Here is a 12,500-nt window from a genome sequence, read left to right on the forward strand (position 1 = left end):
TTTTATCTAGTATTTCTCTCACCATAATTTCTCTCCTCCATAGTGTTTTATCTAAATAAGGCTCATGCTCAAATACATAAGCCTTAAAATTTTAATTACATTTTATCTATTATATAATTGTATCCTTCAAACGTTTTACCTTGTTCTTCATCTATAAATCTCTGAAATGAGTTATATGATATTGTTTTTCCACTCAATTCTGTTTTATAAAATGTAATTGTAACAGTTTTTCTTTTATCTTTTATTTCGACATCTTCGTTCTCAATGTTGCTATATACACTAACATTTTCTATATTATCTACCTTTACTATTTTAGTTCCACTCAACCAAACTTCATCGTCACAAACGTAAATGTCTCTTATACTTTCTTTTAATCTTAATAATCCTTCTAATCCATTTGCACCTGCATATAAAAGAATATCCTCTCTCATTTCTAGTAACTTTTCTGCTTTTTCTCCAATTGTTAATTTTCTCATAATATCTCTCCTTTTGTTTAAAAATTTTATTTTATAGTAAATCTTCTATCTCTAGAAGTTCTTTAGCTGCTTTAATATTTTCTTCTTCTGTCTTCTTATCTCTCATCATTTGTTCTTTAATAACAACAGATAACTTTTTAACAAAAAGACTATTTGCTAACCTATTTCCCTTAGCAATCTTTATACTATCTAAAACCTCTTTAACTCTTTTATCTGGAATATATTCTTTATCCATTATTTCAACTAGGGTTTCAAATATTTCTAAAACATCAGCTTTTCTTCCTATATAGTCCCATTCATCTTCAGAATTATTAGTTCTTTTAGCAATTAAATTATTTAGGTTATTAAATAATTCTTTTTCTCTAATATCTAAATCTAACATTTCCATATATTCATATGGGATATTTGTTCCCACTTGCTCAACTTCTATTTCTTTCTTGGTTTCATTATCCCAAATAATATCTGTATAAGTGTATTCAAACGTATCAGTCTCCAATTTTAGTTGCTGCAATTTTAATTTATCAAGCTCTGTAAGCTCTTTTTGAAAGTATTCTTCTGGGATACCCTTAAATATTTCTTTAAGCTTTTCATAATGTTTCTCTGATACTTTTCTTCTGCCACTTGTCCATGCAGCTATAGTTTGTCTAGATATACCTAATCTTCTTCCTAAATCCGCATATGAAATACCAAAAATCTCACACAAGTATTGAATTCCGATCATAATAAACCACTCCTTTGTTTAACCTTATAATATATATTATATTATCTTGTAATACAAAGTTAAACAAAGAAGTTTATTTATTAACACTTTATTTACAATTTTACTACTTAGGTATATTAATATATTCCTCTATATCTAAGAATCTTAACTAAGAAACCACTCATTACAAACATATTCTTCCTCAAAATTATCATACACTTCTTGCCTTACGAAATACTCATTATTTACTTTTAATATCATTATGTACTCATCATCTGTCTCTAATTCTTCTTTAGTTGCATCTAACAATCCTTTAAGCTCTTGTCCACTTACTTTGCTAACTAAATTGCAAACACAATTATCTAACATAGTTCTTTCTAAGTTCAATTCTATATTCTTTATCTTGCTGAAGAACTCCTTTGGATCTATATACATTCCATCATAAATTTTAAAATTTAAATCAATCATTTTTTCTCTCCCTTTATTTAATTATTATCATCATTTATTGCTTGTACATTTGCATATATATTCATTATATCTAAGTACATCTTCATAACATGGAATAATATTTTATCATCTGAAATTATACAATTTTCGGTTGATAATATCTCTTGTTTAAATCTAATTGAGTCATAAAAAATATAAAAAGAAAATAAAATTATTGTTGGTAATATTATTTCTGGTAAATTTAAATATATATTTAGTAAATTACTTATTAATGAAACTATCAAACATACAAATAAAAACTTACCCATTTTTTTAATTATTTTTTCATCTTTTTTAATTATTTTTTCATAAGAAAAGTATCCTAAAAAAATAGATATAGAAACTATTAAAAATGTAATTATTAAGCAAAGTATAATATTTACACTTTTAGCATATGATAAACATAATCCAATCAAAAAAGGTTCAATAAAAAATATTATCTTTTTTAATACTCCACCATTAGAATATGCAAATATAAACATTAGAATAAAAGAAATTAAAATTAGTACTAAAAATATAATTGATTCCTTTTCCGCATTAATAAATATTCTTCCAGTAATATCACCTAATGCTGTTATAATTAAAGTACTAGCTATATAACAAAAATATTTCAAATATGATTTAATAAAGTTTTTTTTGCGTATTCCACTCCTTTCTTCTATTTCTTCTTCCACGTATTTTCTATCCATGACCTCTCCCCCTTATTTGTTTAAAATATTATAGAGTTTCATACTTTCGCTTACTTGTGGTAAGCTAAGTTTCTCAATGCTTATACCTTGCTCTCTTAATTCTTCAATGAATTTCTTGAAGGTTTTTACACTCATAATTCTCATCTCCTCATATATTAAATTGTAGATATTGAATTAATTTATTGTTAACTCGTGTCTACATTTATAATTATAATCCTCATTTTAGTGATTGTCAATCATCTTTTTAATGATTTATTCATTATTTTAATTATTTTTTCATTATTTTATTTACTGAATACTTAAAATGAGTTATATTATATATGAGGTGATTTCAATGATTAAAATGAAGTTACATATTTTATTAGCTGAGAGACATATGCAGCAAAAAGATTTAGTAGAGTTAACTGGTATAAGCAAAAATACTATTGGTGCATATTGTAATGAAACTAATAAACATATAGTTAAAGAACATTTAGATTTAATCTGTAAGACTCTTGGAGTTAAGGTTGAGGACATCGTTGAGTTTGTAGAAGATGAGTCTTAATAGCCTCCAAAAGATAGGATCTAGTCTTATATATAAGGCTAGGTCTTATTTTTTGCATAAGAAAAAGCCACACAAATAAAATGCAGCTCTTCTTAAACATATTCTATAATCCATTTTTTATTTTCATTAATTCATCTTCACTTAATCCAGTTGAAGAAACTATGATATCCATATCTACATTAGCTATTAAAAGTTTTTTAGCTACTTCTAATTTACCTTCTTCTCTTGCACCTTCTAAAGCTGATATTCTATCATATATAGCTTTTTCTCTCATATTATATTTTTCTCTCTCTTCACTATTCATACTAAGCTTATATAATTCATCTTTTGCTAATCTAATTTCTTCACTACTTTTTTCTAATTCCCTAACTGTATTACTTTCTGGTTCAACTAAGAACTCTAACCATTTTTCTAAGGCATCCATTTTTTCAATATCAACATTTTCTTTATTACCTATTTCATTAAACTTAGGTAATTCAATGAAATGTATTTCTTGAAGATCTGTAAGTTCTTCATTTGAAGTTATTTCTTTTAGTCTATATGCATTATGATATTTATCATTTTTTAAATATTTGAAATTTAATATATTTATGCAGACAGTTCTTTCTAATTTACTGTAGTTATCTCTATTTTGTATTTGCTCTGAATACATTTTACTCCAATAATATAAGGTTCTTTGTATCATGTTATATTCATTCTTTACCTGGATTTCAATATTTATATGTTCCTTATTGCTAGTTGTAGCTTTTACATCTAATCTACTAAATTTATCTTCTAAAAAATCTTTATCTATATCGTTATTTTTAATTTCTACATCTTTTATGGGTGTTGTTGGTTTTATTACTGCATTTAAAAAGTTAATTAGTATAGGTTTATTTTTCTCAGTACCAAATATCTTTTTAAACACAAAATCTATTTGTGGATTCAATAATGTTCTATATACCATTTAGAATTACTCCTTTCAATAGTTATTATATAATTTAATTATAGTATAGTTTTCTCTAAAATAATATATAGTGGAACTATCTAATACCGACAATATGTCTACGTTGGCATTTTTGCCTTCGTAACTATTTTGACTAATCCATTTTAACGAGTAAAATCCACCCACATTAACTAAGGTATTTAATGTCACTCTGTCGATACGACAAGCTTGTCTGATGTCGGTTAAATCTATATTCAAACTTGTCGACAAATCTAATATCTACATATAGCTACAATACGCATTACTTGGTAAATAAATAGCTCATATTTTTAATCTTAGAGTAGTTTTGATGAATTATAAGTCTAAGCTAAAATAAAGTGTTCTATGAGCCTTCTATTTAATATGCAAGGGGGCGTGTTTTGAAGTCCTATTTTAGGACATCATTAAAGGTATTCCCATTTTCCTAAGATGCATATTATGCATTATTCAATTTTCAGATGTTATATAAGTACTTTCCTATTAGGAATTTACTACAATAATAATTGCAACATTATAACTATATTCTAGGGTTATATATCTTCCTGTTTTTAGGCATAAGAAAAGAGCATACCACCTGGATATACTCTATTATTTGTTTATTTAATTAGGTAATTGTGTTTTAAATACATTGTAATTACTTACTATTTCATTATCTAACTTATTAATCTCATTTTTATATGAATTCAAACTTCCATTAGGACTAATAGCATCTTTCTCAAAACTAGATAATGATTGGTACATTTTTAATAATGAATCATATGCTGATCTATATTTATCATTTGGATTATTTAATTCTTTCATTTCATCATCTATTGTCTTCATTCTATCGTTTAATTCACTATTTATACCAGTATTATTGTTATATTCCATATAACATCCAAGAACATCATTAAAAGATAACGCTTTATCATCAAATTTTAATGGACTTGTATTAGCTATAAAATTATTAGGATCAATGCCAATACTTTGAGCTATATATCCTCTAGTCCAACTACTACTGCTTTCAATTTTTCCACCCCATAATTTAGTGTAATTATTAATCACTTTTTCACAATCTGCTGCTAGGCTAATCATTTGACTTGATGTATCAATAATTTCTTTTTTATATTGATTTTCTTTATTAATTTTATAACCTATAATTCCTACTACTATCAAAATTATGACTACTATACTAATTATAATTTTTCCTTTCTTCTTATTCTTCTTAGGTTTACTTCCCTCCATACTTACCACACTCCATAACCTGTTAAAATTTCACTTTTAATATTAACAAATTATGTATATTATGTAAAGTTAATTGAAATTATACTTTCTTTTCTATAATATCTAAATTGAGGTGATAAATATGAAAATAGGTACTAATTTACAAAGAATAAGAAAGGCTAAAGATCCTAAAATAACTCAACAAGATTTAGCTAAAGCTACTGGACTAAGTAGAAGCTATTTATCTGATATAGAACATAATAAATATAATCCTAGCTTAGATACCACTATAGCCTTATCTAATGCTTTAGGGGTTACTCTTAATGAATTAGTATATAACATACCTACAACTAATAATAATGAATTAGATAGTATAATTAATACATTAGTTACAGCTAACTTAGATACTAAACAATTAGAGTTACTAAAGTTATATGTAGATACTCTTATTAAGTAGTAAATTCATACTAATACATCTTTGAAATTGTATCGAACCTGTAATGCAAATATGAAAGTTCAATTTAGGGTTTTTTAAAGTTTCAGATATTTAGCTATTTTTAATCCTAAAACCCAATCTGAACATCCTCAAATATGTTAGATTCATATTTCTCATCTTTTGAATTATATTCATCATCTGATATAGTAGATTCTAAACTATCTTTTGTTTCTTCTGAATTAACTTGTGGTTTAACTGATAAAAATTCTTCTATTTGTTCTTCAAATGTCTTAATTTTAAAATTATCAATTCTATTAAACCTATCAATAATATCTTTTTCTTTTTCTATTTCATCTTCTATTAAAATTGCATTTATTATATCTAATAATGCTCTATTATCAAACTCACGTTCCAAGCTAATTTGATCTTGTGTAAGAGTTAAATATCTTTTTAGTTCATCAATATTTTCTTTTACAAAAATACAGTATCTTATATAACGACTAAGATTCAAATTCATTTGGTCAGCTTCCTTTTGTAACTGTTCCTTTTCTTGTTCTGTTACTCTTACTCTTAGTTCTTTTGTTTTCATATCTTTTCTACTAAATTCTATAGCCATTTTAATAAAACCTCCTATATTTTTAGGTTAATTATATCATATACACATAAATATAGCAATTTTTATACCACAAATTCGTAGCTACATTTAGATGTCATTTTATAATATGCACTTTTTATTAAAATTACTACAATTACCAACCTAAGAGATCTTTTTCTAATTCATTCATATCTTGATCTCTTTGTGTAAAGTTTGCATGATTATTTATTTTTTTATTATCTATGTTAATATTAACTTCCTTAGTCTTGTCCATATCATTTAAAGTTGCAAGAAGATAACCTTTATAGTTTTTAATTTTAGTATTTGTAGCACTAGCAGCTAATATTGCTTTAGCTATTTTATTAAAATCATAAATACTTAATAAATCTTTAATATCAGTTTTCTTTAATTTAAACTTATTGTTTTGGCATATTTGTAAAAGCTTAATAACTTCTTTCTTTCTTTCTTCTTCCTCATCTTCGTTAGAAGAAGAAGATATATTATTATTTAACTCAGTATTATTAATATTAGTATTATTAGAGTGTGATTTTAACACTTCTAGAGATGTGATTTTCACACTTCTAGAAATGTGATTTTCACACTTCTGTTGATATGACTGGTTTTCAAGCTCTTTTTCAATTTCAATTTGTAATAGATAATGCCAGCTTGGTTTACCTTGACCTTTCTGTTCAGAAATTAATAAATCATACTTTCTTAATTCCTTTAATTGCTTTACTACTTTTTGATTTCCCCAGCCTGTAAGATCCATTAAGTTTTCTATTGTTGCTATGAAATAAACTCTATTACATTCATCTATCCAACCATTAGAGATTGATAGGCTATTTCTATCAGCTAGTATTGCATAAAGTAGTTTTGAATCAGAACTCATACTATAATATTTGGAATTTTTATTCATGAATTGTTTTGGGACTTGAAAGAATTGTTTTCTATTTTCTGTTTCTAATGTGAAAAATCTATTATTTGATTGCATAAAAATATACCTCCTAATTTAAGAATAATTAAAAAACATTACACCTATCCTTAATTAGAAAGTATCTATATGATTAAAAAATAAAAATATTGTTGTTAAATATTTTATTGCTTTTTTTTTGCATATGCATTATAATAAATCATATAATATTAATGCAAATATTTTAGAGATACTTTCTCTAGGTTGTGAGCCTATTAAATTCAAAGTTTGGTCGCCGAGAATTTAATAGGTTTTTTGCTATTTAATTAATCCGTTTTCAAAAATTTGTTGTTTTCATTATACTATAATTAGTAAGATTTTGTCTACTAAAGTTATCCACAGTAGGATAACTTTTAGATAATAATGTAGAATTTGTTGTGGATAAGTCTATTTAAAAGGAAGGTTTTAAGAATCTTCCTTTTTTTATATATAATAACACACATTTTATACACACACAATACGTATATTGCTCTAAAAATATTAATTATATTTCAATAATATGGAAAAATATACACACGTTATGTTGACATAATGCACAAAAAGTAATATAATTAAAATATAGAAAAATTATTGGAGGTAATTGTTATGATATTAGGAATAGATGTGGGATATTCCCATACAAAAGTTATAGGTGAGAATATATTATTTTCATTTAAATCTACTGTAGAAGAAGGAGCTTTAGATATTGGTAATGCATTAGTAGTTGAATATGATGGAAAAACTTATACAATAGGTGAAGAAAATGGACTTTATGCTACAGAAATAAATAAAATTCATTCTTTAAATTTTCAGGTTTGCTTGTTTACTGCAATAGCAAAGGCTATGGGAAATAAAGCAACAGAGAATATACAATTAGTTACTGGTCTTCCAGCTCAATATTACCAAGCTCAAAAGGATGATTTAATAAAAGAATTAAAAGGAAAAAAGGTTACTATAACTTTAAATGATAATCCAAAAAGATTTAATATTACAGATGTTATAGTATTTCCTCAATCAGCAGGCGTTTTATTATTAGAACCACAAAGACTTACTGGTGATACTTGTATTATTGATATTGGAGGATTTACTGTAGATTTAAGCTACTTTAATAATAAAAAACTTAGAAAACTACATACACTAGAGTTAGGAATGAACGTTTTAGCAAATACTTTAGTTCAAAAAATAAAAGCAAAATATGGTGTAAGTTATGATGTTTTAAAGGTTGATGACATTTTAAATAACGGAGAAATAATAGTAGATGGTAAATCACAACAAATAACTGAGTTAATAGATGAAGTCTTAGAACAACATACTAATTTAATAATGAATAGATTAAAAGGAATACAAGAATATAATACTTCTAAACATATATTTATAGGTGGCGGTGCTAAAAGATTAGAAAAATTTATTGGAATAAATAGTGTAGATCCAGACAGTATTTTTACCAATGCACAAGCTTTCTATAAAATAGGATGTGAGAAATTTGAAAATTAGAAAAAATATATCTCTAGAAGAACATATTTTAGAAAAAGGCTTAGAAAGGGCTAAAGAACTTTTTGGAGGTAACTTTAGCATATATTTAGCTTATTTAATACAACAAGATACCAATTCTTTGCAATCTAAGGAAGTTGAAGTAAAACCTAAAAAAAGTCAATTAGATGAAGAAGTTGCTACTTCAATAGATGATATATTAAATATGTAATTCTAGTAATACAAGTAATACTTTATTTAAAAAGATTAAGTTGAAATATACTTAGTCTTTTTATTGCTTTATCATGGGAATTATTGTAAAGTAATACTAAGTGATACTTTGTAATGTAAGGGATGTGGATAGTGTGGATAATGTGAATAATTTTGATTTGGTTAGAGAAATTAATAGTTTGTTAAATAAAGGTATGAGTTTGAATGATGTTGCTAAGCAATTAAAAACTAATAAAAAAGATTTACTGAAAGTAATGAAAGGTAGAGATTACATTTTCGATAAAAGTGAAGGTTGTTTTATACAAGAAAAACCAATAATACAAAGAATAGAGAAACTTGAGCAACAACAAAGAGAAATACTAGAATTACTTAGTAATACTAAGCAAAAAAATGAATTGAAAATTGATAATGATATTTTAAATGGGAAAATTATAGGGCGCAGTTTTAAACTCTATGAAAATACATCAAAAAAGTTTACTGAGTTTTGTAACACACATAGAGAACTGAAAATGTATGAAATTCTCAGCATAGCTTTGGAGAAATTTATGGAAGATAATAAATAAATTAAATCTTTAGCATTAAATAGATAATTAATATATAATTTTAATTATAAATAAAAAGAAAAGAGTTGATACATATGAAAAAGAAATTAATAGCTAGTTTAATAATAGGAACTTTTCTAATTTCTGGTTTATCTTTTATAGGATGTAATAAATCTGATAGCTCAACAGCTCAAACTAATACTGAATCAGATAGTAATTCAAAAAAAGATTCAACAACAGAAGATAATAAAATAGATAGTGATCAAAATAAACAGGAGTCTTCTAAAGATTCAAATAAAGAAAATAGTTCGTCATCAGAAACACCTAAAAAGGATAATGAAAATGCGGAGAATTCTAAAGATTCTAAAAAAGCAAATGATTCTGCTATCTCAAAAGAAAAATCTAATAAAGAAGATAATTCTTCTAAAAAAACAGATTCAACTTCAAATGATGAAAATAAAACTAATAAAAATTCAAATAGTGATTCTGAAGAAAAAAATTTAAAATATGAATATGAAGAAGCAGATAAACAATTAAATGAACTTTGGGATCAAATAGTAAGTTATGGTGCAGATTATCCAGATTTAATTAAAAGTCAAAAAAAATGGATAAAATATAAAGATAGTAAAGATTTGGCTACAAAAACAAAATTAACACAAGAGAGAATAACAACATTACAAAAATGGTTTGCTTATCAGATGAGGATACAAGGCGAGAAGGGGTATCAATTTGCTCAAACTCATAAATGTCCAAGCTTAGATTGGGAATAAAGTATATATAATTTATATATTTAGATTTTATTGGAAAATATGTTTAAATTTATAGAATATGTCTATAATTTAAATGACATTTATAGAAAATTTCCTTATATATTTTTTAAAGTTTAAGCTACACAATTTAAGTGTAGCTCTTTTTTTATTTTATAATCTTTTATATAAATCAAAATTTTCATTAATTTCTTCATCTATCTCTTTATCTGTAAATTTTCTAGTTTTATCTAATTCTCTTTGAATTTGAAAGTTATATTTGTAACCATATTCTTTTATAAAATCCAAAACATCATTTAAACAAATTTCTTTATTCATAATATTATTCTCCTAGGTTTTTCTTTAGTATATTATTTTTAAGCTTAAAAGGCAAAAAAATAGGTTAGAAATAAATTCTAACCTATAACTTTACTAACAAAAGGAGTATATGATCTGTCATCAATCATGAGTCTTCCTGAACAATGATTATTAGATGATTTATAAATACTATAAAGAATTCCACTATTACCATAAGGTATATCAGCTGCTACTTTAGTCCATGTTCCTATCTCTTTAGAGCTATCAACTGGATTACTTAGAACTCTAACAAAAACTCTGTCATTATAATCAAAGTTCTGAGGTGCTGCATAAAAAACACATTTATCTTCTACGTTTATATAATCGAAAAAGTAATTCGTACTCATACTTCCATAACACCTACCCAAGCTATTATCGAGTCTTTCTATAAAATCTGCATTGTAAACTTGATTTGGTTCTCTTGTTAAATCTATTGCCCCAATATAGAGGGGACAGCAACATTTAACACCTAGCTCCTTATACGCATAATGACCATTGATATCCCAAACTTTAACGACAATAAATGAATCTTTACTAAATGATATTGGACATTTAAAAGTGAATTTATTAGGTGCAGAAGAACCTGTAACTGGTCTCCAATTTGTAATTTCTATATCATTTACAAATATTTTATAAGGAGAACAAGATAAAAATAAATATATACTAGCATTTTCTAAAGTATTTCCAGCTTTAAATCTATCTGGAGATATTTCGCATCTAAGTATTTTTATATTATCCTCGAATAATTCTTTTAAAATATTCTCTTTGATTTTTCCAACTTCATATAGAGTTTTAGTTAATGCCGAATATTCGTTTGAACTTTCTATACTAGAATCATTTCTAAAGCTTTCTTCAACAGTTATTTTGAAGTTCATCGTACTTAATATTTCTAGACCTTCATATATTGTCAACTCAGCATCTATTATTCCTGGAACGGCTAACATTTGTGAAGTTAGCAGTACTTCTATCATACCTTCATTTGCATCTACTATTGTTGCATCATTGAAAACTTCTTTTCCATCAGGTTTTCTAGCACAAATCCTAACTGTTTTATTTTCTAAATTAAACTTAATACAATTATCTAAAATTTGCACTAATAAATATCTAGTATTATCTCTTTGCTTTACAACTATATTGCTATAGGATTGTCTTGAAATATCTAATGTTAATTTATTTAAACTTTTAATAATAATCTCCCCTTTCTAAATAAAAAGAGTACCCAACTTTGGATACCCTTAAATTATTGAACTATTTATTTTGAGCACCTTCCTAAAATGGGAATGTGACATTAATTTTCTAAATATTCTTTTAAAACATCTTTGTAAATATCTGTTATACATACTATTCTTTTTGGGTTAGTACCATATATTCCATTTTCATGAAAATATTTTATATTTATACATTCTGCATCTCTTAGATTTATAAGTATATCGGCAACTTCATCAAAGGTTCCATAATCTTTTAAATCTTCATAAATACTTGCTAAATCGGTAAACTCATTAATGTTATCTAATAAATATTTAGCCACTTGTCTTTCTTCCTCGCTAATTACATTTTTTGTTATTTTCATATATTTTACCTCCCATAAATTTACTACAATTTAATATTAATAAATTATGTATAATATGTAAAGTTTATAATAAATATGGAAGGAGTTTTATATATTCTTAAACAACTTGTCCTATTCTTAAACTTGGTGCAAAATTAACTGGAGTACCATTATATCTTAATTCTATATGACAATGGTTACCTGTAGAATTTCCAGTACTTCCACTTAGGGCAATTACCTGTGCTTGTTTTACATGGTCACCTTCGTTAACTAGCAACTTACTATTATGTCCATAAATAGTAACTAATCCACCACCATGATCTATCATCAAGTATTTTCCGTAACTTGTAGTTAACTCTCTTCTTTTAATAACTACACCGTCTCTTGCTGCATGAACGGGAGTACCTTCTGGACAACCTATATCTGTTCCTGTATGTTTAGCTGCTCCTGAGGGGTATTTTCCAAATAATGCCGTTACAGAACCACTAACTGGTAGAATCCAATTACCATAAGCATTTGTTATAGTTTTAAAATTACCAGTAAAGCTTGGAAAATAACCATCA

The 12,500-nt window shown here is 25.6% G+C and carries 19 protein-coding genes; 6 read left to right on the forward strand and 13 right to left on the reverse strand.

From position 1 onward, the window contains the following. Positions 1 to 95: 95 nt before the first annotated feature. The 5 genes from RYM86_RS17955 to RYM86_RS17975 all read right to left on the reverse strand — a co-directional run bounded on the left by RYM86_RS17955 (position 96) and on the right by RYM86_RS17975 (position 2,486). The gene (locus RYM86_RS17955; protein WP_315082196.1) at positions 96 to 476 is read right to left on the reverse strand and encodes a hypothetical protein; all 381 of its coding nucleotides are present in this window, start codon (positions 474 to 476) and stop codon (positions 96 to 98) included. Between the two features lie 31 nt (positions 477 to 507). Further along, positions 508 to 1,197, reverse strand: coding sequence for a helix-turn-helix transcriptional regulator (locus RYM86_RS17960; protein ID WP_315082197.1), 690 nt, complete (start codon positions 1,195 to 1,197; stop codon positions 508 to 510). Between the two features lie 144 nt (positions 1,198 to 1,341). Next, positions 1,342 to 1,644 (reverse strand): hypothetical protein, encoded by a 303-nt coding sequence (locus RYM86_RS17965; protein ID WP_265881340.1) that lies wholly within the window; start codon positions 1,642 to 1,644, stop codon positions 1,342 to 1,344. 17 nt (positions 1,645 to 1,661) lie between these two features. After that, on the reverse strand, positions 1,662 to 2,351 hold the full coding sequence (locus tag RYM86_RS17970) for a Bax inhibitor-1 family protein (RefSeq protein ID WP_111926366.1): 690 nt from the start codon (positions 2,349 to 2,351) through the stop codon (positions 1,662 to 1,664). Between the two features lie 12 nt (positions 2,352 to 2,363). Then, entirely contained in the window at positions 2,364 to 2,486 is a 123-nt protein-coding gene (locus tag RYM86_RS17975) for a hypothetical protein (protein ID WP_315082200.1), read from the reverse strand. A 199-nt stretch (positions 2,487 to 2,685) separates the two neighbouring features. Between RYM86_RS17975 and RYM86_RS17980 the strand changes: the two genes are divergently transcribed. Continuing rightward, positions 2,686 to 2,895, forward strand: a complete 210-nt coding sequence (locus RYM86_RS17980) for a helix-turn-helix transcriptional regulator (protein ID WP_003452769.1) — start codon at positions 2,686 to 2,688, stop codon at positions 2,893 to 2,895. Between the two features lie 103 nt (positions 2,896 to 2,998). Here RYM86_RS17980 and RYM86_RS17985 read toward each other — a convergent pair whose 3' ends face one another. Then, positions 2,999 to 3,841: an Rpn family recombination-promoting nuclease/putative transposase gene (locus RYM86_RS17985; protein WP_003452775.1), complete on the reverse strand. Its 843-nt coding sequence runs from the start codon at positions 3,839 to 3,841 to the stop codon at positions 2,999 to 3,001. A 618-nt stretch (positions 3,842 to 4,459) separates the two neighbouring features. After that, a complete protein-coding gene (locus RYM86_RS17990) occupies positions 4,460 to 5,083 on the reverse strand; it encodes a hypothetical protein (protein WP_115639800.1) in 624 nt (207 codons plus the stop codon). Positions 5,084 to 5,204: 121 nt separating this feature from the next. On the opposite strand from RYM86_RS17990, the gene RYM86_RS17995 reads away from it, so the two are divergent. After that, positions 5,205 to 5,519, forward strand: a complete 315-nt coding sequence (locus RYM86_RS17995; RefSeq protein ID WP_164807357.1) for a helix-turn-helix domain-containing protein — start codon at positions 5,205 to 5,207, stop codon at positions 5,517 to 5,519. 106 nt (positions 5,520 to 5,625) lie between these two features. Here RYM86_RS17995 and RYM86_RS18000 read toward each other — a convergent pair whose 3' ends face one another. Next, positions 5,626 to 6,114, reverse strand: coding sequence for a plasmid mobilization protein (locus RYM86_RS18000; protein WP_315082203.1), 489 nt, complete (start codon positions 6,112 to 6,114; stop codon positions 5,626 to 5,628). Between the two features lie 133 nt (positions 6,115 to 6,247). Continuing rightward, a complete protein-coding gene (locus RYM86_RS18005; protein ID WP_315082205.1) occupies positions 6,248 to 7,084 on the reverse strand; it encodes a replication initiator protein A in 837 nt (278 codons plus the stop codon). 564 nt (positions 7,085 to 7,648) lie between these two features. On the opposite strand from RYM86_RS18005, the gene RYM86_RS18010 reads away from it, so the two are divergent. From RYM86_RS18010 to RYM86_RS18025, 4 genes are all read left to right on the forward strand, one after another. Next, positions 7,649 to 8,536: a ParM/StbA family protein gene (locus tag RYM86_RS18010; RefSeq protein ID WP_164804898.1), complete on the forward strand. Its 888-nt coding sequence runs from the start codon at positions 7,649 to 7,651 to the stop codon at positions 8,534 to 8,536. Beyond that, entirely contained in the window at positions 8,526 to 8,744 is a 219-nt protein-coding gene (locus RYM86_RS18015; RefSeq protein ID WP_150543131.1) for a hypothetical protein, read from the forward strand. The genes RYM86_RS18010 and RYM86_RS18015 overlap by 11 nt, the downstream gene beginning before the upstream one ends. A 133-nt stretch (positions 8,745 to 8,877) precedes the next feature. After that, complete coding sequence (locus tag RYM86_RS18020) at positions 8,878 to 9,306, forward strand: hypothetical protein (RefSeq protein WP_315082208.1); 429 nt, start codon at positions 8,878 to 8,880, stop codon at positions 9,304 to 9,306. Between the two features lie 74 nt (positions 9,307 to 9,380). Beyond that, positions 9,381 to 10,055: a lysozyme inhibitor LprI family protein gene (locus RYM86_RS18025; protein ID WP_114651571.1), complete on the forward strand. Its 675-nt coding sequence runs from the start codon at positions 9,381 to 9,383 to the stop codon at positions 10,053 to 10,055. A gap of 150 nt (positions 10,056 to 10,205) precedes the next feature. Here the strand turns inward: RYM86_RS18025 and RYM86_RS18030 are convergent, their stop codons facing one another. The 4 genes from RYM86_RS18030 to RYM86_RS18045 form a co-directional block, all read right to left on the reverse strand. After that, positions 10,206 to 10,370 (reverse strand): hypothetical protein, encoded by a 165-nt coding sequence (locus tag RYM86_RS18030; RefSeq protein ID WP_315082209.1) that lies wholly within the window; start codon positions 10,368 to 10,370, stop codon positions 10,206 to 10,208. A 77-nt stretch (positions 10,371 to 10,447) separates the two neighbouring features. Beyond that, complete coding sequence (locus tag RYM86_RS18035; RefSeq protein WP_315082211.1) at positions 10,448 to 11,581, reverse strand: BppU family phage baseplate upper protein; 1,134 nt, start codon at positions 11,579 to 11,581, stop codon at positions 10,448 to 10,450. 95 nt (positions 11,582 to 11,676) lie between these two features. Next, complete coding sequence (locus tag RYM86_RS18040; protein WP_003452732.1) at positions 11,677 to 11,958, reverse strand: hypothetical protein; 282 nt, start codon at positions 11,956 to 11,958, stop codon at positions 11,677 to 11,679. Between the two features lie 97 nt (positions 11,959 to 12,055). Then, the coding region (locus tag RYM86_RS18045) for a M23 family metallopeptidase (protein ID WP_315082210.1) at positions 12,056 to 12,500 on the reverse strand (445 nt) is incomplete at its 5' end.

It is taken from the genome of uncultured Clostridium sp. (assembly GCF_963527835.1).
GTDB lineage: Bacteria > Bacillota > Clostridia > Clostridiales > Clostridiaceae > Clostridium.

Excerpts from the sequence above, each read along its gene's own strand:
- RYM86_RS17970 (WP_111926366.1), bottom strand. The coding sequence starts at position 2,351 with ATGGATAGAAAATACGTGGAAGAAGAAATAGAAGAAAGGAGTGGAATA.
- RYM86_RS18010 (WP_164804898.1), top strand. The coding sequence starts at position 7,649 with ATGATATTAGGAATAGATGTGGGATATTCCCATACAAAAGTTATAGGT.
- RYM86_RS18030 (WP_315082209.1), bottom strand. The coding sequence starts at position 10,370 with ATGAATAAAGAAATTTGTTTAAATGATGTTTTGGATTTTATAAAAGAA.
- RYM86_RS17965 (WP_265881340.1), bottom strand. The coding sequence starts at position 1,644 with ATGATTGATTTAAATTTTAAAATTTATGATGGAATGTATATAGATCCA.
- RYM86_RS17995 (WP_164807357.1), top strand. The coding sequence starts at position 5,205 with ATGAAAATAGGTACTAATTTACAAAGAATAAGAAAGGCTAAAGATCCT.
- RYM86_RS18000 (WP_315082203.1), bottom strand. The coding sequence starts at position 6,114 with ATGGCTATAGAATTTAGTAGAAAAGATATGAAAACAAAAGAACTAAGA.
- RYM86_RS17985 (WP_003452775.1), bottom strand. The coding sequence starts at position 3,841 with ATGGTATATAGAACATTATTGAATCCACAAATAGATTTTGTGTTTAAA.
- RYM86_RS17975 (WP_315082200.1), bottom strand. The coding sequence starts at position 2,486 with ATGAGTGTAAAAACCTTCAAGAAATTCATTGAAGAATTAAGAGAGCAA.
- RYM86_RS17960 (WP_315082197.1), bottom strand. The coding sequence starts at position 1,197 with ATGATCGGAATTCAATACTTGTGTGAGATTTTTGGTATTTCATATGCG.
- RYM86_RS17980 (WP_003452769.1), top strand. The coding sequence starts at position 2,686 with ATGATTAAAATGAAGTTACATATTTTATTAGCTGAGAGACATATGCAG.
- RYM86_RS17955 (WP_315082196.1), bottom strand. The coding sequence starts at position 476 with ATGAGAAAATTAACAATTGGAGAAAAAGCAGAAAAGTTACTAGAAATG.
- RYM86_RS18040 (WP_003452732.1), bottom strand. The coding sequence starts at position 11,958 with ATGAAAATAACAAAAAATGTAATTAGCGAGGAAGAAAGACAAGTGGCT.
- RYM86_RS18005 (WP_315082205.1), bottom strand. The coding sequence starts at position 7,084 with ATGCAATCAAATAATAGATTTTTCACATTAGAAACAGAAAATAGAAAA.
- RYM86_RS17990 (WP_115639800.1), bottom strand. The coding sequence starts at position 5,083 with ATGGAGGGAAGTAAACCTAAGAAGAATAAGAAGAAAGGAAAAATTATA.
- RYM86_RS18025 (WP_114651571.1), top strand. The coding sequence starts at position 9,381 with ATGAAAAAGAAATTAATAGCTAGTTTAATAATAGGAACTTTTCTAATT.